This is a genomic window from Rhodopseudomonas sp. P2A-2r, from assembly GCF_026015985.1.
Classification (GTDB): Bacteria; Pseudomonadota; Alphaproteobacteria; order Rhizobiales; family Xanthobacteraceae; genus Tardiphaga.
Window position 1 is genome coordinate 3500741 of sequence record NZ_CP110389.1, and the last position, 26799, is coordinate 3527539.

General features: G+C 65.2%; 20 protein-coding genes and 2 pseudogenes. 9 read left to right on the forward strand and 13 right to left on the reverse strand.

Features of this window, described 5'->3' with window-relative positions; genetic code table 11:
- Positions 1-9 precede the first annotated feature (9 nt).
- The 5 genes and pseudogenes from sufD to ONR75_RS16880 all read left to right on the forward strand — a co-directional run bounded on the left by sufD (position 10) and on the right by ONR75_RS16880 (position 4074).
- A complete protein-coding gene (sufD, locus tag ONR75_RS16860) occupies positions 10-1332 on the forward strand; it encodes a Fe-S cluster assembly protein SufD (RefSeq protein WP_265078286.1) in 1323 nt (440 codons plus the stop codon).
- Positions 1329-2575 (forward strand): annotated as a pseudogene (locus tag ONR75_RS16865) (cysteine desulfurase). The gene sufD and the pseudogene ONR75_RS16865 overlap by 4 nt, the downstream one beginning before the upstream one ends.
- Complete coding sequence (locus tag ONR75_RS16870) at positions 2572-2976, forward strand: SUF system Fe-S cluster assembly protein (protein WP_413776357.1); 405 nt, start codon at positions 2572-2574, stop codon at positions 2974-2976. Before ONR75_RS16865 ends, ONR75_RS16870 begins: the two are co-directional and overlap by 4 nt.
- A 63-nt stretch (positions 2977-3039) precedes the next feature.
- Positions 3040-3447 (forward strand): HesB/IscA family protein, encoded by a 408-nt coding sequence (locus ONR75_RS16875; RefSeq protein ID WP_265078287.1) that lies wholly within the window; start codon positions 3040-3042, stop codon positions 3445-3447.
- Between the two features lie 192 nt (positions 3448-3639).
- Complete coding sequence (locus ONR75_RS16880; protein WP_265078288.1) at positions 3640-4074, forward strand: TfoX/Sxy family protein; 435 nt, start codon at positions 3640-3642, stop codon at positions 4072-4074.
- A 112-nt stretch (positions 4075-4186) separates the two neighbouring features.
- On the opposite strand, the gene ONR75_RS16885 is transcribed toward ONR75_RS16880, so the two are convergent.
- The 3 genes from ONR75_RS16885 to ONR75_RS16895 form a co-directional block, all read right to left on the reverse strand.
- Positions 4187-5254 (reverse strand): GGDEF domain-containing protein, encoded by a 1068-nt coding sequence (locus ONR75_RS16885; protein WP_265078289.1) that lies wholly within the window; start codon positions 5252-5254, stop codon positions 4187-4189.
- A 112-nt stretch (positions 5255-5366) separates the two neighbouring features.
- Positions 5367-6980 carry a DEAD/DEAH box helicase gene (locus ONR75_RS16890; RefSeq protein ID WP_265078290.1) on the reverse strand — a complete coding sequence of 538 codons (1614 nt, stop codon included), beginning with the start codon at positions 6978-6980 and terminating at the stop codon, positions 5367-5369.
- Between the two features lie 315 nt (positions 6981-7295).
- Positions 7296-12275, reverse strand: coding sequence for a beta strand repeat-containing protein (locus ONR75_RS16895; protein WP_265078291.1), 4980 nt, complete (start codon positions 12273-12275; stop codon positions 7296-7298).
- Positions 12276-12468: 193 nt separating this feature from the next.
- Between ONR75_RS16895 and ONR75_RS16900 the strand changes: the two genes are divergently transcribed.
- The gene (locus ONR75_RS16900) at positions 12469-14196 is read left to right on the forward strand and encodes a winged helix-turn-helix domain-containing protein (protein ID WP_265078292.1); all 1728 of its coding nucleotides are present in this window, start codon (positions 12469-12471) and stop codon (positions 14194-14196) included.
- 63 nt (positions 14197-14259) lie between these two features.
- Here the strand turns inward: ONR75_RS16900 and ONR75_RS16905 are convergent, their stop codons facing one another.
- Positions 14260-14595 carry a hypothetical protein gene (locus ONR75_RS16905; RefSeq protein WP_265078293.1) on the reverse strand — a complete coding sequence of 112 codons (336 nt, stop codon included), beginning with the start codon at positions 14593-14595 and terminating at the stop codon, positions 14260-14262.
- A 210-nt stretch (positions 14596-14805) separates the two neighbouring features.
- Here ONR75_RS16905 and ONR75_RS16910 point away from each other — a divergent pair, with 210 nt between their 5' ends.
- On the forward strand, positions 14806-16296 hold the full coding sequence (locus ONR75_RS16910; protein WP_265078294.1) for a caspase family protein: 1491 nt from the start codon (positions 14806-14808) through the stop codon (positions 16294-16296).
- A 144-nt stretch (positions 16297-16440) separates the two neighbouring features.
- Complete coding sequence (locus ONR75_RS16915; protein ID WP_265078295.1) at positions 16441-17202, forward strand: outer membrane protein; 762 nt, start codon at positions 16441-16443, stop codon at positions 17200-17202.
- A gap of 2 nt (positions 17203-17204) precedes the next feature.
- Here ONR75_RS16915 and ONR75_RS16920 read toward each other — a convergent pair whose 3' ends face one another.
- From ONR75_RS16920 to parE, 8 genes and pseudogenes are all read right to left on the reverse strand, one after another.
- Positions 17205-17693 (reverse strand): HXXEE domain-containing protein, encoded by a 489-nt coding sequence (locus ONR75_RS16920; RefSeq protein WP_265078296.1) that lies wholly within the window; start codon positions 17691-17693, stop codon positions 17205-17207.
- Between the two features lie 105 nt (positions 17694-17798).
- Entirely contained in the window at positions 17799-18569 is a 771-nt protein-coding gene (locus tag ONR75_RS16925; RefSeq protein ID WP_265078297.1) for an SDR family NAD(P)-dependent oxidoreductase, read from the reverse strand.
- A gap of 19 nt (positions 18570-18588) precedes the next feature.
- Positions 18589-19359: a glucose 1-dehydrogenase gene (locus tag ONR75_RS16930; protein WP_265078298.1), complete on the reverse strand. Its 771-nt coding sequence runs from the start codon at positions 19357-19359 to the stop codon at positions 18589-18591.
- A 95-nt stretch (positions 19360-19454) separates the two neighbouring features.
- The gene (locus ONR75_RS16935; protein WP_265078299.1) at positions 19455-19640 is read right to left on the reverse strand and encodes a hypothetical protein; all 186 of its coding nucleotides are present in this window, start codon (positions 19638-19640) and stop codon (positions 19455-19457) included.
- Positions 19641-19732: 92 nt separating this feature from the next.
- Positions 19733-20668, reverse strand: a complete 936-nt coding sequence (locus ONR75_RS16940; RefSeq protein WP_265083697.1) for an ABC transporter permease — start codon at positions 20666-20668, stop codon at positions 19733-19735.
- A 25-nt stretch (positions 20669-20693) separates the two neighbouring features.
- Positions 20694-22213: pseudogene (locus ONR75_RS16945) on the reverse strand (sugar ABC transporter ATP-binding protein).
- 108 nt (positions 22214-22321) lie between these two features.
- Entirely contained in the window at positions 22322-23272 is a 951-nt protein-coding gene (locus tag ONR75_RS16950) for a sugar-binding protein (protein WP_265078300.1), read from the reverse strand.
- A 360-nt stretch (positions 23273-23632) separates the two neighbouring features.
- On the reverse strand, positions 23633-25678 hold the full coding sequence (gene parE / locus ONR75_RS16955) for a DNA topoisomerase IV subunit B (RefSeq protein ID WP_265078301.1): 2046 nt from the start codon (positions 25676-25678) through the stop codon (positions 23633-23635).
- 222 nt (positions 25679-25900) lie between these two features.
- Between parE and ONR75_RS16960 the strand changes: the two genes are divergently transcribed.
- A complete protein-coding gene (locus ONR75_RS16960) occupies positions 25901-26353 on the forward strand; it encodes a GNAT family N-acetyltransferase (RefSeq protein WP_265078302.1) in 453 nt (150 codons plus the stop codon).
- A 21-nt stretch (positions 26354-26374) separates the two neighbouring features.
- Here the strand turns inward: ONR75_RS16960 and ONR75_RS16965 are convergent, their stop codons facing one another.
- The gene (locus ONR75_RS16965; RefSeq protein ID WP_265078303.1) at positions 26375-26788 is read right to left on the reverse strand and encodes a hypothetical protein; all 414 of its coding nucleotides are present in this window, start codon (positions 26786-26788) and stop codon (positions 26375-26377) included.
- Positions 26789-26799 lie beyond the last annotated feature (11 nt).

Below are 26799 nucleotides of genomic sequence, written 5' to 3' on the forward strand. Positions count from 1 at the left end.
GATGTTGTGATGAATGTTGCATTGGCAAAAGTAGAAACCGGACACGCGCTCAGCGACGCCTTCGTCGGCGCACGCGCGCGGCTGCCCGGCACCGGCAAGGTCGTCGCCCTGCGCGAGCAGGCCTATGCCGCCTACGAATCGACCGGCCTGCCGCATCGGCGGATCGAGGACTGGAAATACACCGACCTGCGCGTACTGATGCGCGCGGTGCTGCCGCTGGCCGCGGCGCCCGATGCCGCCGCGCTGTCGCGTGCGGCCGAAGCGCTGCAGCTGCATACGATCGATGGCGTGCGCAGGCTGGTGCTGGTCGATGGCGTGTTTGCGCCGAAACTCTCCGACCTCGGCAAGCTCGACAAGAGCCTCGCCATCCGCACTTTGCGCGAGGTGCTGGACGCCAACGAGCCAGCCTTGCATGCACGGCTGTTCGCGCTCGACAACGCCAATCCCATGCAGGCGCTAAACGGCGCGATGATGACCGACGGTCTGGTGGTCACGGTTGCTGACGGCGCGGCGCCGGCGCAGCCGTTGCACATTGTCCATGTCGCCACGGCAGCCTCAACGGCGATGTTCACGCGTTCGCTGCTGGATCTCGGCAAGGACGCTCGCGCTACGCTGGTGGAAAGCTTCATCGCCGCCGATGGTATCGAGGTCTATCAGGCCCACGACGCGACCGTCATCAATGTCGGCGACGGCGCGCGGCTCGATCATGTCCGCCTGATCGAGGACAGTCGCGAAGCCTTCAACATTGCCTCGTCGCTGATCACGGTCGGCCACAAGGCCCACGTCAACACCTTCGGCATGAACACCGGTTCGCTCGTGAGCCGTTACCAGGCGGTGATCGAGATCGCCGGCACGCATTCCCATGTGGAAACCAACGGCGTCAACCTGCTCAACGGCCGCCAGCATGGCGACACAACGCTGGTGATGAACCACTCGGCACCGGACTGCGTCAGCCGCGAAGTGTTTCGCGCGGTGCTTGACGATCGCAGCCATTCGGTGTTCCAGGGCCGCATCAATGTGCGGCAGATCGCCCAGAAGACCGACGCCAAGATGATGACGCGCGCGCTGCTGCTGTCCGACGAGGCGGAAGCCTCGAACAAGCCGGAGCTGGAAATCTTCGCCGACGACGTCGCCTGCGGCCATGGCGCCACCACCGGTGCGCTGGACGAGAGCCTGCTGTTCTACCTGCGCGCCCGCGGCCTGTCGGAGAAGGCGGCGCAGGCGCTGCTGATCCAGGCTTTCGTCGGCGAGGCCATCGAATCCATCGTCAATGACGACCTGCGCGAGCTGGCGATCGGCGCAGCCGCGCGCTGGCTGGAGGCGCGGGCATGACGGTGCATCCGGCGGTCTCCAACGGCACCTACGACGTCGACGAGGTCCGCAAGGATTTCCCGGCGCTGGCCATGCAGATCTATGGCAAGCCGCTGGTCTATCTCGACAACGCCGCCTCGGCGCAGAAGCCGAATGCGGTGCTCGACCGCATGATGCTGGCCTACAAGACCGAATACGCCAACGTGCATCGCGGGCTGCATTACCTCGCCAATGCGGCGACCGAAGCCTATGAGGGCGGTCGCACCAAGGTGCAGCACTTCCTCAACGCGAAGCGCCCCGAAGAGATCATCTTCACCCGCAACGCCACCGAGGCGCTGAACCTGGTGGCGGCGTCGTGGGGCGGCGTCAACATCAAGGAGGGCGACGAGATCGTGCTCTCCATCATGGAACATCACTCGAACATCGTGCCCTGGCACTTTTGCGGGAGCGCCATGGCGCCGTCATCAAGTGGGCGCCGGTCGATGACGAGGGCAATTTTCTGCTCGACGAATTCGAGAAGCTGCTGACCGACCGCACAAAGATTGTGGCGATCACCCAGATGTCGAACGTGCTCGGCACGGTCGTGCCGGTAAAGGACGTGGTCAGGATTGCGCACGCGCGCGGCATTGCGGTGCTGGTCGACGGCAGCCAGGCCGCGGTGCATTCGGTGATCGACGTGCAGGATCTGGACTGCGACTTCTACGTCTTCACCGGGCACAAGCTGTATGGGCCCACCGGCATCGGCGTGCTGTACGGCAAGTACGACACGCTGGCGACCATGCGTCCGTATTCCGGCGGCGGCGAGATGATCCGCGAAGTGGCGCAGGACTGGGTCACCTATGGCGACCCGCCGCACCGTTTCGAGGCGGGCACGCCGATGATCGTCGAGGCGATCGGCCTCGGCGCCGCCATCGATTACGTCAATTCGATCGGCCGGGAGCGCATCGCCGCCCATGAGCACGATCTGCTGACCTATGCCGAAGGCAAATTGCGCGAGATCAACGCGGTGCGGCTGATCGGCAATGCCCGCGGCAAGGGACCGGTGATCTCATTCGAGATGACCGGCGCGCATCCGCATGATGTGGCCACGGTGATTGACCGCCAGGGCATCGCGGTGCGGGCAGGGACCCATTGCGCCATGCCGCTTCTGGAACGATTCAATGTCACGGCAACGTGCCGGGCGTCGTTCGGGATGTATAATACCCGCGAGGAAGTTGACCATTTGGCGCAGGCGCTGATCAAGGCACGGGATATGTTTTCATGACCGACACCATCGAAGCGAACAACACCGCGGCCGTTGCCAATGCGGACGTCAAGGCGAGCCAGATGCAGACCGTTTCGGCGCTGGCGCCCGAGGAGACCGAACGGCTCGGCACCGAAATCGTCGCCGCGCTGAAGACGGTGTTCGATCCGGAGATTCCGGCGGATATCTACGAGCTCGGCCTGATCTACAAGGTCGACATCAAGGACGACCGCACCGTCGACGTCGAGATGACGCTGACGACGCCGAACTGCCCGGCCGCGGCCGAGATGCCGCAGATGGTGGAGAACGCCGTGGCCAGCGTGCCGGGTGTCGGCGTGGTCAATGTGGCGATCGTCTGGGAGCCGGCATGGACGCCGGACCGGATGACCGATGAGGCGCGCCTCGTCCTGAACATGTGGTGACGGCGTGCGTTCGATTTGTTGAGACGACGACAGCGGCCTTGAATGGCCGCGAGGACTGAACAAATGACCGATATGACCCCAGCATCCAGCCTTCTCGCCGCCAAGCCCAAGGCCCGCCCGCGTCCCCAGGTGATGCGGCTCACCGACGCCGCCGCGGCACGCGTGCGCGAGCTGACCTCCCGCGCCGATTCCGAGATCGTCGGCCTGCGGGTCGGCATCAAGAACGGCGGCTGCGCCGGCCAGTCCTACACCGTCGAATACGCCCACGATGTCCGCCCGACCGACGAAGTGGTCGAGGACAAGGGCGTCAAGATCCTGGTCGAGCCGAAGGCCGTGCTGTTCCTGCTCGGCACCGAGATGGACTACAAGGCCGACAAGATGCAGGCCCAGTTCATCTTCAACAATCCCAACCAGACCGGCGCCTGCGGCTGCGGCGAGTCGGTGCAGCTGACGGCGGCGAAGCTGGATTGAGGCTTCTTCAACCTCCACAGACGCTCCCGTCATCCTGAGGTGCCGTCGCGCAGCGACGGCCTCGAAGGATGGGCCGCGAGCGCCGGCTCCTGTCGCCGCATCCTTCGAGGCTCGCCAAGAGGCTCGCACCTCAGGATGACGGCCGAGAGCTTGGCGCTTTGACGGAAGCCAATCCCATCCTACACTTCCCCCATGGATCGCGATTTTCTCACCGAGCTGTTTGCCGGCTTCGGGCCGGTGACCATCCGCCGCATGTTCAGCGGCTACGGCATTTCGGCTGACGGCACCAACTTCGCGCTGGTGCTGCGCGGCGCGATCTATCTGCGCGCCGATGCGACCACCATTCCGCGCTATGAGAGCGAAGGCTCGAAGCCGTTTTCCTACGAGGCCAAGGGCAAGACGCGCACCATCGGCTCGTACTGGCAGCTGCCGGAACGGCTGTACGACGAGCCGGACGAGGTGACGGAGTGGGCGCGCGCGGCGCATGCCGCGGCCGAGCGCTCCGCGCTGGCGAAGCGGAGCAAGACGCGTGTGAAGAAGAAGGTGGTGAAGAAGGCCGCGAAAGCGAAGGCGCCAGGAAAGAAGACTGCAAAGAAAACTGCAAAGAAAACGAAGACCTCATCCTGAGGAGCCGCGCACTTGCGCGGCGTCTCGAAGGATGGGGAGGAGGCGGTGCGCCTGCAGCCTCATGGTTCGAGATGCGCGAAGACCGGGCTCCTCACCAGGAGGTGTCGGTAAGTTACGCCACCTGGATATGAACTTCGGCGGAATATTCCGCATCGACCTCGCAGACGACGCGGTTGCGGCCGTTGCGCTTGGCGGCGTAGAGGCAGGCGTCGGCACGGCCGATCAGCGCGTCCATGTCGTCGCCGGGCTGCAGCGTGGAAACGCCCACCGACAGGGTGACGCGGCCGAGGATCTCGCCGGTGGATTTCTTCTTCAGTTCCTTGGCCATGACCGCGCGGCGGATGTGATCGGCCACGGTGAGCGCCTGGCGCAGCGGCGTATTGGGCAGCACCACGGCGAACTCCTCGCCGCCGTAGCGAGCGGTGATGTCCTGGCCCTTGATGGTCTGCCTCATGGAGATGCCGACAAGGCGCAGCACCTGGTCGCCGGTGAGGTGGCCGTAATTGTCGTTGAACGACTTGAAGTGATCGATGTCGAGCATCAGCAGCGACAGCGGCTCTCCGAGATTGAGTGCCTGCTCCATGGCTGCGACCAGCGCGCAGTCGAAGAACTTGCGGTTGCCGAGGCCGGTAAGGGGATCGGTCAGGCTCTCGGCGCGGATCGCCTCGAGACTCTGCTGCAGGTTGCTGATCTCGCTCTTCGACGCGTTGAGACGGGCTTCCAGCGCCAGATTGGTTTCATGGGCCTCGCGAGTGGTCGCGACCAGCGACTCGATCACCGCCTTGACCTGGTCGCGGTCCTTGGCAAGCGTCAGCCGCTTGCTGGCGCCGCCCAAAATCTGGCCGAAGCTCTCGGTCATGCCCATCGCGTCTGAGATCAGCGACATCACGTCGTCGATCTCGCCGATGACGCGGGCACCGACCTTGTCGATGCGGTCGGTGACGCGGATTTGCGACAGGTAGGTCTCGTAGATCAGGTCGAGATCGGCTTCGGTCAGCTTGCCGTTGAGCGCCAGCGTCTCGTTGATCACCCGGTTGAGCGATGAATTATAGCCGGTCGCGTAAACGTACCAAATCTCGTAGTTCCGCGGAATCGCGGTCTGACGCAGCGACTTGATCTGTCCTAGAGCGACCTCGGCAAACGCCAGGGTACGCTGCTGTTCGTCAAAGATACCGGTCACTTACTGTGCCCCCGCCGACGGGCCAGGATGCACCGTCGTTAAACCAGAAATAAACCGCTGAAAATATCTACCTTCAAGTTAGGCCCAGATCATGAATCCCGGGTAAACGACCTCAGGTTGAACTGACGCGGGCGCGCACCGGGCGCAGCAGGAATGCCGGCAAATGCGAGTGATCGGCGGGCTCGGATGCCTGCTCGCGGGACTGCGGCGCTTCGGCGCGGCCGATGGAGGGCGTGCGCGACGGCGGCGGAGCGGTCGGCGGGGTGAAGGCTGCGACCGGATCCTGCGATGCGGGCTGCGGGTTGCGGCCGCGACCGCCGCTGCCGGACCGACGGGGCTCGCGGTCGGCCGCGGCGCGGGGGGCCTGGTCGGCACGCGGTTCACGTTCGGCGCGAGGTTCGCGCTCAACTCGTGGCGCGCGGTCTGCGCGCGGTTCGCGCTCGCGGCGCGGCTTGCGGGACTCGCCGCCGCCGTCACGGCCACGACCGCCTTCGCCGCCGCCGAAATTGGCTTCGCGATTGCCGTTGCGCCTGCGGCGGCCCTCGGGGGCGCGCTCGCCGTCGGCGGGGGCAGCCGAGGCCTCGCCGGGTTCGCTGGCGGTGACGCCGCTCTCGGCGTGGGGAATGGCTTGGCCGATCAGCTTCTCGATGGCGGCCATGGATTTGACGTCGGACGGCGCCACCAGCGAAATCGCGGTGCCGGTGCGGCCGGCGCGGCCGGTGCGGCCGATCCGATGCACGTAATCGTCGGGATGGTGCGGGACGTCGAAATTGAAGACGTGGCTGACGGCGGGAATGTCGAGGCCGCGGGCGGCAACGTCGGAGGCCACCAGGATCGGCAGCTCACCCTTGCGGAACTGGTCGAGCGCCGCGGTGCGGGCCGACTGCTCCATGTCGCCGTGCAGGGCGCCGACGCTGAAGCCATGCTTTTCGAGCGACTTGGCCAGCAGCGCCACTTCGCGCTTGCGGTTGCAGAAGATGATCGCGTTGTTGAGGTCGGTGGCGCCGCGCATCAGGGCGCGCAAGGCTTCGCGCTTCTCATGCGGCTCGCGGCCGACGCTGACCTGGGACTGGGTCACGGTGACCGCGGTGGAGGCCGGCTTGGAAACTTCGATCTTCACCGGGTTGTGCAGGAAGGTCTCGGTGATGCGGCGGATTTCGGTCGGCATCGTCGCCGTGAAGAACAGGGTCTGGCGCGTGAACGGCACCAGCTTGCAGATCCGTTCGATGTCGGGAATGAAGCCCATGTCGAGCATGCGGTCGGCTTCGTCGATGACCAGCAATTCCACACCGGTGAGCAGCAGGCCGCCGCGTTCGGTGTGGTCGAGCAGGCGGCCCGGCGTGGCGATCAGCACGTCAACGCCACGGGTCAGCTTGGTATCCTGGTCGCCGAACGAGACGCCGCCGATCAGCAGTGCCACGTTGAGCTTCTGGCCGACGCCGTATTTGTCGAACTGCTCTTTCACCTGGGCGGCGAGTTCACGGGTCGGTTCGAGAATGAGGGTGCGTGGCATGCGGGCGCGGGCGCGGCCCTTTTCCAGCATGGTCATCATCGGGAGAACGAAGGCAGCGGTCTTGCCGGTGCCGGTCTGGGCGATGCCGAGCACGTCGCGGCGCGCCAGCACATGAGGAATCGCCTGTTCCTGAATGGGGGTCGGGGTGGTGTAACCGGTGGCCGCGACGGCGGCGAGCACCTTGTCGGACAGGCCGAGATTGTTAAAGGACATTGAGCCTCTGTTATGGGGGCATGATCTCTGCCGAAAACCGGAAGACCACTTTTCGGGACCATGCCTCTGGAAGAAACCGCCGCTTGGATTCACGGGAAACACTGTCGCGCTCAACCCCGGAGCGGCACGCTAAATTGCACGGGGATCTCAGTGCGCAGACAGGCGGCTTAGTCGAGGCATCGCGTTTCGATGCCGGGCCGCGTCAGGCCGGAACATAGGGCGGAATTGGCGGAAGTCAATCCGCCAGCGGCCAAATGGGCTGAAAAGCCGAAGGTTTTGAGGAAATGACACCCGAATGCCCGTTAACCGGGCACCTTACCAGCTGTAGCGCGCCACGCCCTTGCCGGCGTAGCTGCGGGAGCCGCCGGAGAATTCTCCCTCGAAGGTTGCGGCCAGTGAGATGCCGCAGGCGAATCGCATTTCCGCCGCGGCCGTGGTCAGCGCGGAGTCGGGGGAGGCGGCGGCGCCGTTGACCACGAAAGCCGCGCCGGGCAGCGTCTGGAAGACAGCGGCGACGCTGCGGTCGGTGTGGAAATCATGCGCCCATGCGGCACGGCCGCGCAGGGTGAGGACCGCATCGGCGACCGCGAAGGACTTGTCGCTGCGCAGGCCGAGTTCGGTGCGCGGCGAGGTCACGGTCTTCGAACTGTAGTTCAGCGCGAAGGTGTTGGCGCCGCCGTTGATGGTTTCGGCATAAGCGGGCAGGTCGAGCGCGGTGATCTGCGCTACGGCGTAGGGGGTGATCCCGATACCGCCGTTCATCCACGGCAACACATAGCGGTTGCCGCCTTCGATGCGGGCCGAATAGCTGTTGGCCTTGAAGTTGGCATGCAGCCGGTCGATGCCGGCGACCGTGACGCTGCGGTCCGTGGTGACGTCCTGCCAGCCATAGGCCAGGGCGGCGGTGATATAGGCCGATGCCGCGGTGTGGCGGACGTAGGCGCCGGCCTGGAACAGGTCGGAGCGCCCGGAGCCGGCATTGGCAACGCTGAAGTTCGTCGCGCCGCCAGATAGTGCAAAGCCGGCGACGGTGTTCGGCGACAACAGATAGTCAGCACCAACCGCGACGCCGCCGACGCTGGCGGTGGCATCATTGGAGCCGAGCGCGGCGTTGCCGCCGGTGTTGCGCGATCCGCCGAAGCCGGCCGCCCACACGTTCCAGCGCGCCTCGAAGGTCGGCGCGCGCGGCACCGCCTTGGTGATCATGGCAAAGGCATCGCGCTCGGCGACGGCGCGCTTCTGGCCCGCATAGGCTAGTGCCTGATCGGCGAACGACGCCACGCCGGGCGTGGCCGCACCAAAACCTCTGCCGGCTACGGTGGGATCCGTCAGCAGGCCAAGAAACAGGTTCATGGCGTCGAAGGTGGCTTGCTGGGTGCCGGTGGCCAGTTCGCCGGAGACCTGGGTGAGGCCGGCGGGGGACAGTGCCGCGAAGGCAAGCGGAATGCCGCCGTTGCGGTTGAAATAGCCCGTGAGCGCGCTGCCGACGTTCTGCTGGTTGATGTTGAGTCCGGACGGGATGCCGAAATTCAGCTTGAGATCGAGATAGACGTTGTTGGCGTCGTAGCTGAGGCTCGACGACACCGTCGACGGCAGGTTCGAATTCACCAGCGAACTGAACGTGCCGCTGATGCCGCCGGTGGCATTGAGAATGGCGTATTGCTTCGGCAGATAGCTGCCGGTGAAGCTGGTGTTCACCGTCGCGCCACCGAGTGTCGCCGTACCCGTGACGTTGACGCGGTCGGCGGATGTCGGCGACACCTCGACCACGTAGCTTGCGGCGGAGGTGAGCACGAGATTGCCGGCCACCGTGAGCAGGCCGATCGAATTGCCCGGCGCCAGCGTGCCGCCGTTGATGGTGGTGTTGCCGACGAAGCCGTTGCCGCCGAGCGTACCTCCGGCATTCACCGTGACGCTGGAGGACGAGGTGATGTCGCCATTCACCGACAGCGTGCCGCCGTTGACGGTCGTGGCACCCGTATAGGCCTCGGTGCCGGTGATGTTGGCGCGCCCGGTGCCGACCTTGGTCACGCCGCCAGTGCCGGCCAGAGTGGCCCCGATGGTCCCGTCCCGCAACTCGAACAGCGCCGATGACACCAGCGTGCCGTTGATGATGGCGCCCGACGTCAATGTCACGCCGCCGTTCTGTGTCTGGGTCGTGCTGCCGAGATCGAGGGTGCCGCCGGCCACGGTCGTTGCAGCGCCGCTGTCGCCGAGGGTGCCGGCGCCGCCGATCCGCAGCGTGCCGGCATTGACGAAGGTGCCGCCGGAATAGGTGTTCAGGCCTGTGAGCGTGGTGATGCCGGAGCCGGCCTGCACGACCTTGCCGGGATCGCTGTTGTCGTCGGAGATCACGCCGCCGAACGTATACGCATTGGAGCGATTGAAGATCAGCGTGCCGCCATTGGTGACGTCACCGGTGATCGAACCGGTGGTGCCGCCGTTGCCGAGTTGCAGCGCCCAGCACGAACAGATCAAGGTGCCGCCGCTATACGCATTGTTGCCGGTCAGCGTGAAGGTGCCGCTGCTGCCGAAGCCGCCGACCCACAACGCGACGGGGCCGCCCGGTCCGTCGGCGATGGTGCCGGAGAAGGTGGTGCTGACGCTGTTGCCGCCGACGCTCAGCGTCGCCGCACCGGCCGCGGAGTTGGTCACGGTGCCGGCGCCGCTCAGCGAGCCGATGAACTGGAACGAGTTGTTGAGGTCGAGGGTCGCGCCGGCGGCGATGGTGAAATCGCTGTTCTGGCTCAGCATGCCGGATGCCGACGACGCCTGCAACGTGCCGGCCATGACATTGGTGGCACCGGAATAGTCGGTGATGCCGGAGAGCCGCAGCGTGCCCGCGCCCAGCTTGGTCAGGCCGCCGGGGCCGGACAGCGCCGACGACACGTCGAAGGTGTTGCCGGCGTCGGCGATATCGAAGCCGCCGCCATTGACGCCCAGGTTGATATTGCGGGTCGTCGCGGTGAACGCCGTGCCGGTGACCTGCAGGATGCCGCCGTTGATGGACAGGGCCTCGTTGGCGCTGCCGAGATTGCCGTCAGACGACACCGACAGCGTACCGCTGTTGATGTTCCAGCTTGTCGCCTGGCCCGGCGTGCCGGTCAGCGTCCAGATGGAGTCGCCGACCTTGTTGAAGGTGCTGAAGCCCTGATACTGCGCGGTGCTGCCGATGCTGCCAGCATCGAACGTGGCGCTGCCGGTGCCGCCGAGCTGGAAGGTGTCGCCGCCGGTGCCGACGACAGCGCCTGATATCACCGAGTTCGCCCCCAGCGTTAGCGTACTGCCCGCTGCACCGAACCGGATGGCGGCGACGTTGCCGGTGATGGTGCCGTCGTTGAACACCGAAGTGAGGCCGTTACTGAAAATGCCGTACTGGTGGCTGCCCTGGATGGTGCCGGCATTGGTGATGGTCGCGACGCCGTTGCTTGTGATGGAGACGCCCGTAGCGCCGCTGATGAGGCCGGTGGTGCTGCCGTTGCCCGCATAGTTGACGACCGAGAGGGTGGTGTCGGCCAAAATGCCAATGCCGGAGGGGCCGCTGCCGATGATGGCGCCCGAATTGATGACGGTCGTCGGAACCAAAGTCTTGATGCCGTACTGGCCGCCGCTGATGAGGCCGCTGGTGACGCCGTCGCCGGCATTGTTGGTGATCAAGAGGCTGCCGCTGCCGAACCTGCCATCGATCGCCGTGTCGCCCGACTTGATTGCGCCGGAATTGGTGATGGTCAGCAGCCCGCTCAGGTTGGCGATCGCAGACACGCTGCCCTCGATCAATCCGGTGGCAGCGTTGGTGATGGATCCGCCGCCGGCCGCGATGCCGCTATCGCTGGTGCCGACGATGGCGCCGGAATTGGTGATGGTGACCGCGCCGTCATAATTGACGCCGCTGGTGCCCTGAATGATGCCGGTGTTGACGCCGTCGCCGGCATTGTTGGTGAGGACCAGGCTGGACACGAAGCCGCCCGCGACCGCGACGCCTGAGGACGACAGAAGCGCGCCGGAGTTGACGATGGTCTGGAGCCCGGAAGCGTTGGAGATCGCGGCGAAGCCGTTGCCCCTGATCAAGCCGGTGGCCGCATTGACGATGGTGCTGTCACCGGTTGTGAGAGCACCAACACCGACGCCGGTGATGGTGCCGGCGTTGCTGACAGTGATCGGTCCATTGGAATAGATGCCGAACTGAAAGCCCTGGATGGTGCCGGTCGTCGGGCTGCTGCTGGCAAGGTTGGTGACCTTGCCGCCGGCGGCCTGGATGCCGGCGTTGCCGGTGGACATGTCGCTGGAGATCAATCCGGCATTGGTGATGTCGACCACGCCGGTACTGAAAACACCGTTGGATCCGTTGCCGATGCCGGTGATGGCGCCGGAATTGGTCAGCGTCAGGGCATCTCCCGCGCCACGGACGCCCGCCAAGCCGGTGATGGTGCCGGAATTGGTCAGGGTGAGGGTGCCGGACACCGAATCGATGCCGTAGCCATTGCTTGCCGGCCCGGCGCCGCCGTTGATCGCGCCCGCATTGACGATCGTCATGGTGGCATTGCTGACCACGCCGGCGCCGCCGTGATTTCCGGCGCCAAAGTTGCCATCGCCCTGCACGCCGCCGGCAATGGTGCCCGCGGCCGTGTTGGTGAAGGTGACGCCGCCCATGGTGAAGAGCAGGCCGGCGCCGCCATTGCCGCCATAGCCTTTCTGTCCCGCGGTGCCGCCGCTGGTATCGCTGGAGCCGCCATCACCGCCCTGGCCGCCGGTCAGGGAGCCGTTGTTGCTCATCGCTCCGGTCCCGGTGACGACGATGTCACCGCCGCCGCCACCGCCGCCACCGCCGGCTCCGAGACTCGCGCCGCTGCCGCCCGCGCCGCCGGTGCCGGCGGTCAGCGTGCCGGTATTGTTCAGTATGCCGAAGGAGAGGTCGGCACCGCTGGCGCCACCGCCTCCGCCGCCGCCTCCGCCGGCGTCCGGGGTACCCCCGAGGCCGTCTGCGCCGGGCGAGGTGCCGCCGGCGCCGCCCGTCGAGACGCCGCTGCCGGGGGCGCCGTCCTGGCCGTTGCCATTGGTGCCGCCGCTGCCCCCGCTCCCCGCGGCAACGACCGACTGGTCGCCGGCGCCGCCCTGGCCGCCCTGGCCCGAAGCCAGAGCCGGGGTGCCGGCGAGCAGGGCGGTCGCGACACCGACCAGCGCCGTGCCGGTCAGTAGAGTCGCCGTCAGACGACGTCGTGAGCCGCGATCCGAAACTGCCCGAACTGAAATGATCTGCACCGAAACCGCCTGACCTGCCGTTGCGGGAGGGGTCATTGCCCGCCATCCGCCGTGGAATCGAGAGCCGTTGGTTGCGGCAATTGATGCCCGAACGGTATCGTCACCCGCAGGGGCGGTCCTGATGGGGAGGCGGCTACATTCTGAAATTTTTCTGATATTTCGCGATATTCAGGCTTCAAAGGCACATTTCTGCTACTGCCCGAACCTCGAATGTCGGGACTCACCATCGATGGTTTTGTGTTTTTCGGGTTTTGAACTGGATCGTGAACGCGCCGAATTGCGGGGGCCCGATGGCGTTGCCATCAAGCTTCGTCCGAAGACCTGTGCGATGCTGTCGCTGTTCGCAGCCAATGCCGGGCAGGTGCTGAGCAAGCAGGATCTGATGGAGGCGGTGTGGCCGAACGTTCATGTCGGCGACGACAGCCTGTTCCAATGCATCAAGGAGATCCGGACGGCGATCGGCGACGACCGGCGTCAGATGATCCGGCTGGTGTCCGGCCGTGGCTATGTGTTCGAGGCCGATGTGCTTGCGGGCGAGCCGGCAACGCCAGAGCCGGCCGCCGCCGAACCCGCAGCGGTCTTGCCAACGATCCTGCCGGAGGTCCCGCCGGCCGATCAAGGCCGGCCGGCGGAGCCGTCTGCCATCCCGCGCGTTGCGCGAAAATCCAACTGGCGCCATGCGGCCTTCGCGGTCGCGGGTCTCGGCGCCATTGCGGCGCTCGCCATATTGGCGATAAGGCTGACGCCGGACCTCGTCCCCGCCCGCGGAGCACCGGTCATCGCGGTGATGCCGATCGCCGCGGCCGATGACGACAGCGGCGCGATGGCCGCCAACGTCACGACGCGTCTTGCCGATGGCCTGGCCAAGATCGAGAACATCCGGGTGGCCGTGCCGCAAAGTGGGTCGCAGGCCGGCTCCGGCCAAGGGGCGGACTTCATCGTCAATGCCGAATTGCGCAAGACCGAACGTTCGTGGGAGGTGCGGGCGCGCATGACCCGGGCCGCGACCCGCGAAGTCGTGTGGACCGCCCCGGTGTCGGTGTCCGCCGACGAGACCGAATTGTCGCAACAGCAATCGCGACTCGCCGCCGGCATCGGACATCCGCTGGCGTTGCGTCTCGGTGTGTTGCTCGATCCCGCTCCGCCGGTCGCCACAAGCGATGGCGGTTCGCCACCCGGGAGTGCCAGGGTGGTGATCGAGCAGGCCACGGCGTCGATCGTGCAGACCTCGCGCGAGCGCTTCGAGACAGCGCAGACCATGCTGGAAAAGGCGCTCGCCGGCGATCCCGACAATTCCGACCTTGCCGTTGCGCTGGCCGCGCTGCAGATGCGCGGCGTCCAGATGGTTTGGTACAATCCGGAGGAGCGCGCCGCTGCAGAGCACAGAGCGCGGGAAGTCCTGGAGCGCGCCTTGCGCAACAAGCCGAACTCCATTCCGGTGCTCGAAGCCTATTGCCGCTTTCTCAACGCCACCAACGAGTTTGTCGAGAGCCTGGTAGCCTGCGCCAGGACGCTGAACTTCGATCCGTGGAACGGTGTGGGACTCTACCATATCGGTCTGGCCCAGATGCAACTCGGGCGCTTCGACGATGCGCTGGCGTCGTTCCAGCAGGCCGATCGTTTCGATACGCCGCAGGTGTCGCGGTGGACCTGGCGGCTGGGGATCGGGATGATCTATGTGCTCACGCAGCGCGGCGAAGACGCCTTGCCGTGGCTGCAAAGCTCGATCGCCATCACCCCCGCGTCGGGGCGCCCTTACATGGTGCTGGCCGCGGCCTACCTGCAATTGGGACGTGCTGCCGAAGCAAAGACAGCGATGGACAAGGCGATCGAACTGCGTCCCGGTTCGAACCTCGCCAATGTCACGCTGCCGAGCAAGAACGCCAGCGCGGCCTTTCTTGCGGCGGGCGATGCGCTGGGGCGGGCGTTCGTTGCGGCCGGCCTGCCGGAGCACTGACCCTATGCCGGCTTCAGCATGTCGTCGCCACCCGGCACGCCGTTCGCGTGGTCGGTCGGCCGGCTATCGGCCGTAATTGCCAAGCCGCCGCGACAGATCCTGCATCACGAACGCATTCATCCGCAGATTGACGGCCTTGCCGTCGGCCAACCGCAGGTCGATCTCGTAGGTCGCCGGATCGATCTGCCTGAGCGCATCGATCTGCATGACATTGAGCTTCGAGAGATCTTCGGCGGGTTGCGCGGCGGTCGCTGCGGGGCGGGGCACCGGCTTTGCGGCCCGCGCAGCAGGCTTCCGGGCGGCGGGAGCGGGCGCGGCGTCCTGGGCCTGAGCGGCGTCCTGCGCCGGAGCCTGGGCCAGAGCCACGGTGGAAAGCAGCAGCGCCGCTGCAAACAGCATGAATTTCAAGGCGAATCTCCGCAGATCGAGTGAGCGTCATATGATGCGGCATTTACGCGCATTTTGTGATGGTCGTATCGTCAAAACGAAGTTCAGCCGGCCGCGCGGCAGGCCTATGCGCTGTGAACCGTTTGCATTTGGGGGCCGACGAAGGCAGGACTGCGGGACAGGCTGCGGATGAGGATATCCGCTGCGGACGAGGATATCACGATGCCCAATTTGTCGATCAGGTTCCTGGCATCGGCCGGCCTGGCCTTCGCGCTCACGATCTTCGCCGCACCGGCATTCGCCGACAAGCGCGTCGCGCTGGTGATCGGCAACAACGACTACCGCAACGTCCCGAAGCTGCAGAAAGCCGTCAACGACGCCCGCACCATGGGCGATGCGCTGCGGGGGCTCGGCTTCCAGGTGATGGTGGCGGAGAACCAGACACGGCAGGGTTTCAGCCAGACCCTGCAGGCATTCGACGCATCGGTGGAGAAGGGCGACACCGCGTTCTTCTTCTTCGCCGGTCATGGCTTCGAGATCCGCGGACAGAACTATCTGCTGCCCACCGACGTGCCGGCGGCCAGCGAGGGTCAGGAAGAACTGGTACGCGACGCCTCCATGCTGGCGGACCGCATCGTCGAACGGCTGCAGAACAAGGGCGCGCGGACATCCATCCTGGTGTTCGACGCCTGCCGCAACAATCCGTTCGAGCGCGCCGGCACCCGCGCCGTGGCCGGAGGCGGCGGGCTGGCGCCGATGACCACGCTGCCCGAGGGCGTGTTCTCGATCTTCTCGGCCGGACCGCGGCAGACCGCCCTCGACCGGCTGTCCGACCAGGACGCCAATCCAAATTCGGTATTCACCCGCACCTTCGTCAAGCAGCTCGAGACGCCCGGCGCCAACCTGGTGCAGGTGGCGCAGCGCACCCGCCGCGTGGTCAGCGAGATGGCCGAGACCGTGCGCCACAAGCAGGTGCCGGTGTATTTCGACCAGATGGTCGACGACGTGTTCCTCAATGGCGCCGCCGCGCAAGCCGATGCAAAACCGGAACCCGTGCAGAAGCTGGCAGCACTGCCGCCCGTGGCGCCGCGCACCGCGCCGACCAACGAGGCCGTCAACGCGCCGATCGCCAACTTCTCGCGCCACAATGGCGGCTGGAGCGTCACCTTCTCCATCGCCGATCCGACGCTGGGGATTTCCTGGCGGATGAACGATACGGCCGAGTTCAAGGAGACCGGCTTTCTCGACACGCTGGATCCGCGGACGCGAAAACGGATGCCCAATCCGTCGATCCAGCTCGATGCCGACGCGCCGGCCGCCACCATTCAGCTGCGCTATGTGGACGCGTCCGGCGAGTTGCAGGGCCCGTTTCCGATCCGCTTCGATCCGGAAGCCGCGTTGATCCGCGACCAGCGCAAGATCCTGGACATGACCGCCTCAAGCTGGCTGTCGTTCCGCGACTATAACGGCCTGCTGGTGTACTATAGTCAGTTGCTGTCATTCCGCTGCGCGATCCGCGAGGCACGGATCGGCATCGACAGCGCGGTGCCGGACAAGCTGCTGAAGCTGCCGCCCTGCGACATGAAGGATCCCATGTCGATCCCCTCCCAGGCGCAGACCTACATGAAGCTGCCGGGCACGACCAAATCGGTGTCGGTCGAGCTGACCTTCCGCGACGGCAGCGTGTCGGAGATCAAGAGTTTTCGCCGCTGAAAATCGTCAGCGCCTGGGCTCCTGTGGCAATCCTGCAACCGTCACCGACAAATTCGCTTAGGTTGCAAGTATTTTGTATCGCAACTTCAGCGACGGAGTCATTTTGGGCGAAGCTGGTCAGCCGTTCGATGGCAGGAGTTGCGTATGCCCCGACGTGTCAGTCTCGTCTTCATGTCCGCACTATCAATCGGCCTCGGCGCCGCCGGCGGCGTCTGCGCCGCGGACCTGTCGTTTCCGGTGCCGGCGCTGAAGGCGGCATCGCTCCCCGTCAACACCAACTGGAGCGGCCTGTTCATCGGCGCCGAGGGTGGCCAAGGCTGGGGCACCGATCAACTGTTCTTCCCGGGGCCGCTCAGCAGAACCAGCCGCTTTGACACATCGGGCGGGTTGGCCGGCGCGGTGATCGGCTATCACTTCCAGCTGCCGGTCAGCAATTGGGTGTTCGGCATCGAGGGCAGCCTGGACTGGACCGACATCAAGGGCACCACGCCTTGCCCGCTCGCGATCTTCAGCTGCAGCACCAAGCTTGAAGGACTTGCGACCGGCACCGGCCAGATCGGCTATGCCTGGAGCAACTTTCTGGTCTATGGCAAAGGCGGCTTTGCCTGGGGCGGGGATCGCGCCTGGGCAACGTCGGCAACCGGCGCCGTTGTCGAACGCACCGCAAAGGTCGACCGTGTCGGCTACGTGCTGGGCGCCGGCATCGAATACATGTTCGCGCCGAACTGGGCCGCCAAGCTCGAATACAATCATATCAGGTTCGACAGCACGACCGTGGCGGCGCGCAGTCCGGGCGGCGTGTTCTTGGAGAATATCGAGCTGAGCGGCCGTTCTCTCGACCTGGTGAAAGGCGGCGTCAACTATCACTTCAACTGGCTGCCGCCGGCCGTGCTGGTGCGCAACTAGAGTTATCGCGGCAGGTTCATCGCTCGCCCAACGCTGAAAAGAACGGGGATGAGGGCAACGATGGCGATCGCGACCAGCGGCCCGGCCCAAACGAACGTGCTGCTGTCAATGTAGCCCTCCGCCAATGCCGCTCGCAGCAGCATTGTGGTGACTGGCAAATTGATGAGCACAGCAGTTGCAGTCCCCGGAGCATAACGGCGCATAACCATTGTCGCCAGGACGTGCGGGAAAGCAACATTCAGCAGCATTGCCAATGCGTAGCCACACAACAAGTAGGCTCCAACACTCTGCTTGCCCTGCAAATGAGCGAGAACGGCCGCGACCGCAGCAAGGACCGTCAACACTGCCAACGCAAACCGAAGCTCGCTACTTCCTACTGCGGGGTGCCATTTCCCGGCCGTTTGCGACCATGCCGGTAGCCAGATCGCCTCTTCGGCGTTGTGAACTGCAACTGCCGCCACGAACAACCAAGCGAGAGTTGAGTAGCTCACTCCGGGGACCACGCTCTCACGACATTCGATCGTCCATGCCTAGCCTGGTCGAGCCATCGCCGATTTGACATGTCTCAATTCGATAGCGGATGGTGGCCAGCCGCGTCAGCCCATCACCGAGTAGCCGCCGTCCACCGGGATCGCCGCACCGGTGACGAAGTCCGATGCCGCGGAGCTCAGGAACACCGCGATCCCCGCCATGTCCCCGGCGGCGCCCCAGCGCCCCGCCGGCGTTCGCGCCAGCACGCGGTCGTTGAGGCCATCGACCTGTTTGCGGGCGTTCTGCGTCAGTTCGGTGTCGATCCAGCCGGGCAGCACCGCATTGGCCTGGATGTTGTCGGCCGCCCAGGCGCAGGCGCAGGAGCGCGTGAACTGCACGATGCCGCCCTTGCTGGCGGCATAGACCGGCGCATAGGCCGCGCCGAAAATCGACATCATCGAACCGATATTGATGATCTTGCCGCCACCGTTGGCCTTCATCGCCGGGTGCACCGCCTGCGAACACAGGAAGGCGCTGGTGAGATTGGTCTTCATCACCGTTTCCCACTCCGCGAGGTTGAGGACATCCGGCGGTTTGCGGATGCTCATGCCGGCATTGTTGATGAGGATGTCGATGCGGCCATAGGCATCCTGGACGCGCGCGATCATGGCGGCCACTGCGGCGGCATCGGTCACATCGGCGGCGACGGCGATCGCCTTGCCGCCGTGGGTAGTAAGCGTGGCGACGGCCTCATCCGACTTCGCCTGATTGCGCCCGACGATAACCAGCGTCGCGCCGGCGTCGGAAAGGCCGCGGGCCATGCCGAGACCGATGCCACCATTTCCGCCGGTGACAATGGCGACGCGGCCGGTGAGGTCGAAGGGTCCTTGAGTCATCGCGTTGTCTCCGTTGCCGTCAGCCCATGATCGAATAGCCGCCATCGACGGTCAGCGCTGCGCCGTTGACGAAATCCGCGGCTGCACTAGCCAGGAAAACCGCGGCGCCGGCAAGGTCCTGCGGTCGGCCCCAGCGGCTCGCCGGGGTGCGCGCCAGGATCCGGTCGTGCAGCTCGGGCCGCCGCTCGCGGGCGCGTAGCGTGAGTTCGGTGTCGATCCAGCCGGGCAGGATGGCATTGACCTGGATGTTGTCGATGGCCCAGGCAGCGGCCAGCGAGCGCGTCAGCTGCAGGATGCCGCCCTTGCTGGCGGCGTAATTCGCGGCGCCGCCGGCGCCAAGCATCGCCAGCACCGAGGCGATGTTGATGATCTTGCCGCCGCCCGCGTCCTTCATCGCCGGATACACCGCCTGCGCGCACAGGAACGGCGCGGTCATGTTGACGTCGATGACCTTCTGCCATTCCGCCAGCGTCATGGTCTCCGCCGGGGCGGCGATGCTGATGCCGGCATTGTTGACGAGGATGTCGACACGGCCGAATTCCTTCACGGTCGCCGCGACCATGTTCGCGACCGATGTGGGCACCGTGACGTCAGTCGTGAGCGCCAGCACCGGCCGACCGGAGATTTCCAGCGCGGCCTTCGCCTGTTCCGAATTCGCACTGTTGAGGTCGGCGATAACCACCGATGCGCCGGCTTCGGCCAGTCCGCGCGCCATGGCGAGGCCGATGCCCGCATTGCCGCCGGTGACGATGGCCACGCGACCGGTGAGATCGAACAGTGGATTGGTCATGCGTGTCGCCCCGGCCGATTGATCGTCCGGATTTCGTCCTGCGAATCCGGTTGGTGCGATCATGACGGTCTCGGCGACCGGAAGGAAGAGGCCGCCTACCGACGGCTGAGCGCCATCAGGCCGAGCCCGACCGCGGCCAGCGCGGCGCCGTACCAGGCCCACTGGGTCTGCTGGATCATGAAGCTGGACTGCGGCCAGTTCACGTAACCGGTGCCCTGGCCGATCCATAGGAGGCCAATGAGCAAAGCGAGTAGTCCGAGGGTCAGGAAGGGGATGCGCATGAGGGAGATACGAGAGGAGGGCGGGAATGGTTTCAAGCGTTAAACATCGTGCGAGCCGCATGATCGGCGGCGCAAGGGCGCCTTTGCCCACCCTACGATTTCTCGCGGCCAACGCTCCGTCGCTGGCGATAATCCTTGAACTGCTGGTCGGCCAGCACGCCGATCAGGATCACCGCGCCCATCACAGCGAAATTCAGCGAACTGGGGATGCCCAGCAGGTTGACGAGGTTCTGCAGGATCTGCAGCAGGATGGCGCCGAGCACGATGCCCATGATCGAGCCTTCGCCGCCGCGCAGCGAGCAGCCGCCGAGCACCGCCGCAGCGATGCCGTACAGCTCGTAGAAATTGCCGTGCGACGCCGGCGAGATCGAGCGGGTGTACATCGTGAGAAAAATCGAGGCGAGGCCGGCGAGCAGGCCGCAGATGACGTAGGCCGCGAGCACCACGCGGCCGGTGCGGATACCGGAATAGCGCGCCGCCTCCTCGTTGCGGCCCACCGCGAACAGATAGCGGCCGAACACCGAGCGATGCAGCAGCACGGCCATCGCCAGCGCGATGACGACGAAGGCGATGAAGGTGTGCGGCACGCCGTAGCTGCGCCCGGTGGTGAGCCACTCCAATGTCGGAAAGCTCTGCCCGAAGGCAAATCCGGCGGTGCCGTCATTGGTGTAGTAGCGGGCGATGCCGCGATACAGCAACAACCCGCACAATGTCACCACGAAGGGCTGCAGGCGCATCCGCGTGATCAGAAAGCCGTTGATCAGCCCGATCAATGTCCCGGCCACCAGCATGACCAGGACCGCCACCGGCCAGGGCAGGTCGTAGGTCACCAGCAGGTCGACGAAGATCACGCCGAGCAGGGCGAACACGGATCCGATGGAGAGGTCGATGCCGGCGGTGATGATCACCAGGCCCTCGCCGAGCGAGAACAGTCCGAACAGGCCGATCAGGTTGGCGGTATTGGCCAGGTTGATCGGCGACAGAAAACGCGGGTTGATGATCGCGACGATGGTGCCGACCACCAGAATGAGGACCAGGAGCCCTAGATCTTTTTCAGCATGTCGCTTCCGAACTCATGGACTTGCCCACGGCAAGCTGCATCAAATTGTGTTCACAGAATTGAGGGCGATCGAGTTCGCCGCTGATGGCGCCCTCATGCATGACCAGGATGCGGTCGCTGACGCCGATCACTTCCTCCATGTCGCTGGAAATCATCAGCACCGCGATGCCGGCATCGGCGAGCGCGCGGATCAAGGTGTAGATCTCGCTCTTGGCGCCGACGTCGATCCCCCGCGTCGGTTCGTCGAACAGCACCACGCTCGGCGACATGGCCAGCCATTTTGCGAGCACCACCTTCTGCTGGTTGCCGCCTGAGAGGGTGCCGACCACGCTGGCGACCGAGGGCGCCCTGATGTTGAGCGCCTTCGCCTGTTGCTTCGCGGTGTCCTGCTCGCGATGGCGATTGAGCAGACAGGCCTTCGCGAAATGGTTCAGGTTCGGCAACGAGATATTGCCGGTGATATCGTCCTCCAGGATCAGGCCGGCCTGCTTGCGATCCTCGGGGACGAGGTAGATGCCATGCGCGATGGCATCGCGCGGCGATGCGACGTTCAATGGCCGGCCGGAGATTTCGATCGTCCCGCCGAGCGGCCGGTCGATGCCGAAGATGGTGCGCGCAAGTTCGGTGCGGCCGGAGCCGACCAGTCCCGCCAAGCCGACGATCTCGCCACGGCGCAGCGAAAATTGACGGCGCAGCCGGGCCAGGTGGTGGTGCGCATGTTCTGGACCACAAGGATCTCGTCGCCGCGGGCGGATTTCGGCGGCGTGTATAGCGCCCTGAGGTCGCGGCCGATCATCAGACGGATCATGCGGTCGTGGTCGATCTCCGTCTTCTGCAGCGTCCCCACCACTTTGCCGTCGCGCAGCGCGACGACGCGGTCGGCGCATTGCTCGATCTCGTGCAGGCGATGGGTGATGAAAATGACGCTGACGCCTGCGGTCTTCAGTTCGCCGACGATCGCCAGCAGGCGGTTTGTTTCGGTCAGGGTCAGGCTGGACGTCGGTTCGTCCATGATGACGACCTGCGCACCCAGCGAGAGCGCCTTGGCGATTTCGACCAGCTGGCGCTGTGCGAGCGAAAGCTCCGAAACCGGCGTGTCGGGCCTGAAATCCGCGCCGAGCCGGTCGAGCAGGGGTTTTGTGCGCGCCACCATCGTCTTGGTATCGACCAGCTGTAGCGGCCCGAACGACAGCGGCTCGCGGCCGAAGAACACGTTGGCAGCGACATCGAGATTATCGAACAGGTTGAGTTCCTGGTGGACGAAGGCGATGCCATTGTCGATCGCCTCGCGCACGGTGAGCCGGTCGTAGGGCTGGCCGCGCAGCTTGATCTGTCCCGCGCTGGGCTCGGTGACGCCCCCCAGGATCCGCATCAGCGTGCTCTTGCCGGCGCCGTTCTCCCCGATTAGCCCGACCACCTCGCCCGCCGCCACAGACAGGCTGACCTCGGCGAGCGCCTTCACGCCGGGATAGGATTTGCTGATGCCGATCAGTTCGAGGATGGGTTGCTGCATGCCTCATTGCCTGCGCGTGGCCGCGCCGTATCCGCATCGTGGATAGGAAGTTGCGAAGAAGGGATGGCGAACGGCGACCGCCGGCAGACCCGCGGCCGCCGCATCGCGCTATTTGCCCTGACGCTGCTTGAGCTCGGCCCAGAAGGCATCGACGTTCGACGCTTCGATGATCTTGGTTGGGATGATGATCAGCTTGTTGGCCGGGATGAAGGATTTGTCGCCTTCGAGATATTTGGCCATGTCCTTCATGCCCTGATAGCCCCACTCATAGGGCTGCTGCACCACGGTGCCGGCGATGGTGCCTTCCTTGACGCCGCCCAGGGTGATCGGATCTTCGTCGAAGCCAATGATGGTGACCTGCTTGAGCTTGCCGGCATCCTTGAGCGCCTCGTAGATCCGCGGCGTGTTGTACGAATAGAAGCCGATCATGCAGTTGATGTCGGGATTGGCGGTCAGGGTGTCTTCGACGTTGCGTTTGGCGCGGGTCTGGTCGATGTCATCGCCGCGCACGTCGACCAGCGTCACCTTGGATCCCTTGATGGTGTCCTTGACGCCCTGGATGCGCTCCTTGGCGTTGTCGGCGCCGAGCAGGCCGACAAAGCCCATGCACTTGCCGCCGTTCGGCAGCGCCTTCAGCACCAGCTGACCGGCCTGCTTGCCGGCGTCGGTGTTGCTGGAGCCGATATAGGCGACACGCTTGGTCTCCGGCGCGTCGCTGTCGGTGGTGAAGAGGGCAACCTGGCCGCCAATGCGGTTGAGGGCTTCGCTCGAGGTCTTGGGGTCGGCCGAACTGACCATGATGCCGGCCACACCGGCCGCGACCAGATCGTCCATCAGCCTGATCTGGATCGCCGCCGAGGCCTGTTCGGGATATTTGAATGTCAGGGTGTAATTCGGCAGTTCGCCCTGGGCCTTCTTGACGCCAGCTTCCGCGGCTTTCCAGAAATCAGAGGCGCCGTTGACCACGAAGGCCAGCGTCTTCTTGTCCGCGGCCTGTGCTCCGCTGACACTTGCCAGGGCGAAAATCGCAGCTGTACCAGCCAGTAAGATCCGGTTCATGTCTCGCTCTCCCTTGCCGTTTTTTGACGATTGAGTAGCTGCTTGCGGCCACTTCGACGTGCAGCTTATCGGGTTTGCATCTGCTGTCCATCGTAATGAGGCGCGCACCTCAAATTTTGCGGTGCGACCAGGGATCTGCGGGGGCTTCCGGATGTTGGAAATAGGGACGCTTGAGGCGCCTTGCGCCGCAAAGGCGCCAACAGGTGTTGGTCGCCGGTTCGCCCGCCAGGCGGCCAGTCGCGCAAAGGGCTGGTCAGGAGCGGGCGCGAAAGGTCGGAAAGACAGGCACGGCAGCGTGAACGCGTGAAGGGTGGGTGCGGCGCAAGGCGCTTTACCTACCCACTGAGAGGCTGCGCTCCGCTAAACGTCCAGCAGATCCTCGTCCGCGAATTCCGCCTTGTCGGAGATGAAGGCGAAGCGGGCGTCGGCCTTGGTGCCCATCAGGCGCTCCACGGAGTCGGCGGTGTCTTCGCGGTCGATGTCCGCCAGGTTGACGCGGAGCAGGGTGCGCTTCGCGGGATCCATGGTGGTCTCCTTGAGCTGCGCCGGCATCATCTCGCCAAGGCCTTTGAAGCGGCCGATATCGACCTTGGCGTTGGCGTTGAACTCGCTCTTCAGCAGCGCGTCGCGATGCGCCTCGTCGCGGGCGTACACGGTCTTGCTGCCGTGAGTCATGCGGTAGAGCAGGGGCACAGCGAGGTACAGATGGCCCTCGTCGATCAGCTTCGGCGTCTGCCGATAGAAGAAGGTGATCAGCAATGAGGCGATATGTGCGCCGTCGACGTCGGCGTCGGTCATGATGATCACGCGGGAATAGCGCAGATCCTCTTCACGATAATTGACGCCTGTGCCGCAGCCGATCGCCTGCAGGAGGTCGGAGATCTGCGCGTTGGCGGTGATCTTGTCCTTGGTGGCCGAGGCCACGTTGAGGATTTTTCCACGCAACGGCAGGATGGCCTGGGTCTTGCGGTCGCGCGCCTGCTTGGCGCTGCCGCCGGCCGAGTCGCCCTCGACCAGGAACAGTTCCGAGCCTTCAGTGGCGGTGTTGGTGCAGTCGGACAGCTTGCCCGGCAGCCGCAGCTTCTTCACCGCAGTCTTGCGCGAGGTTTCCTTTTCGGCGCGGCGGCGCAGCCGCTCGTCGGCGCGCTCGAGCACGAATTCCAGCAGCTTGTTGGCCTGGACGGGATTGCCGGACAGCCAGTGATCGAACGGGTCTTTGATGGCTTGTTCGACGATTTTCTGGGCCTCGGCGGTTGCGAGGCGGTCCTTGGTCTGGCCCTGGAATTCCGGCTCGCGCACGAACACCGACAGCATCACGGCGGCGCCGACCATGACGTCTTCCGAGGTGATGGTGGCGGCGCGCTTGCTCTGGCCGGCACGTTCGGCGTGGTCCTTGAGGCCGCGCAGCATGGCGCTGCGCATGCCGGCCTCATGGGTGCCGCCGTCGGGGGTCGGCACGGTGTTGGTGTAGGACGACATGAAGCCGTCGGCGTCGGCGGTCCAGGCCACCGCCCATTCGCAGGCGCCGTGGGCACCGTTGCGGCCGGACTTGCCGGAGAATATCTCCGGATGCACCAGGGTGTCGGCATGGATAGCGGCTGCCAGATAGTCCTTGAGGCCGCCGGGGAAGTGGAACTCGTCCTCGGACGGCACGCCCTCGATGCCCTTCAGCAGTTCGGGATCACATTTCCACCGGATCTTCACGCCGCCGAACAGGTAGGCTTTCGAGCGCGCCATCTTGAACAGACGCTGCGGCTTGAATGCCGCCTTGGCGCCGAAGATGTCGGTATCCGGCTTGAAACGGATGGTGGTGCCGCGGCGGTTGTGGACCTTGCCGAGGTCCTCGAGCTTGCCCTGCGGAATGCCGCGGGCAAAGGTCATCTTGTAGAGCTGCTGGTTACGGGCGACCTCGACCTCGAGCAGGGAGGACAGCGCGTTGACCACGGACACGCCGACGCCGTGCAGGCCGCCGGAGGTCTCGTAGACCTTGGAGTCGAACTTGCCGCCGGCATGCAGCGTGCACATGATGACTTCGAGCGCCGACTTCTTCGGGAACTTGGGATGCGGGTCGACCGGGATGCCGCGGCCGTTGTCCATCACCGTAAGAAAGCCGTCCGCGCTCAGCGAGACCTCGATGAAGGAGGCGTGCCCGGCCAGCGCCTCGTCCATGGAGTTGTCGATCACCTCGGCGAACAGATGGTGCAGCGCCTTCTCGTCGGTGCCGCCGATATACATGCCAGGCCGGCGCCGCACCGGTTCCAGGCCTTCCAGCACCTCGATGTCGGCAGCGGTGTAGCCATCCTCGGCGGTCGCAGCGCGGGAGGGCGCCTTCGAAGCGGTGGCTGCCTTCGGCGCGGCGCCCTGAAACAGATCGTCTTTAGCGTTTGATTTCAATGGCTTCGTCATGGGTCTTTATGTGTTGCGCGCAGCGGCGGCGAATCGGTTTCCCTGACTATGCCACGGTTACGTTGGCAATGTGATCGGGGCCCTCGAGAGATGGCGGGTGTCGTGCCCGTAGCATGACCAGGGCGGTCAACGCCACCGCCCGCCGCCGCGCCGGCCTGCAGCGATCGCATGGACAATCGATGGCGGCCTGGTTATCGCTTCCCCATAATACCTCAGACCGGCATGGCCCTCATGATCCGCACCCGTCTCGTAACGTCAGAAGACCGGCTGGCGGTGCAGGAACTGCTCGGTCAACTCGGCTACGACTTCAGCGCCGAGGATGTGCAGGCCCGCCTGAATCTGCTTGCCGCCTCAGGCACGGATCCGGTTCTTGTCGCGACCCGGCACGACGAGGTTGTCGGACTGATCGCTTTGCAATTCTCCGCCATGCTCCACCTCCGCGAACCCGTGGCACGGATAACCGCGCTGGTGGTGCGTGATGGGGGACGGGGAGGCGGAATCGGTCGGGCATTGATCGATGCCGGCGATTTCCTCGCACGGCAGGCGGGTTGCAGCGTTCTGGAACTGACCACCGCCGTGACCAGAACAGAGGCGCATGTCTTCTACCGAAAGCTGGGTTTCATAAACTCTTCCCTCCGCTTCAGCCGAGCGATCCAAGAGGCTGTCGTCCCGTGAGTTTTGCCGGGTCGATTTGGGTTATGCCGCGCTGACCCTGGCGGTCCGGCCGGTGACTTCCATGACCCGCTTACGTTCGGCCCGGAACACCACCACGGCAAACAGCGCCATGGCGGTGAGTACGATCAGGGCGCCGACGATCGCCACCGGCTCCCAGGCGTGGCTGGCGCCGATGGCCAGGGCAATGCCGGCGGGGAACAGGATGCCGCCGATGATGTGCAGCCAGCCCTGGACCCGGGCGAGGGTGGTCTGACCGACCGCCGGGAATAGCCGGTAATACAGGCCGACCAGGAACAGCAGCACGCCGCCGACCAGGTTGAGATGCGCATGGGCCGGGCCGAGCAGGAAATTCTGCTGGATTCCCATCACGATGCCGGCCAGCATGCCGACCAGCAACAGCACCGCGCTCACGCGCATCATCAGCGATCCGATCATCACTTTCCTCT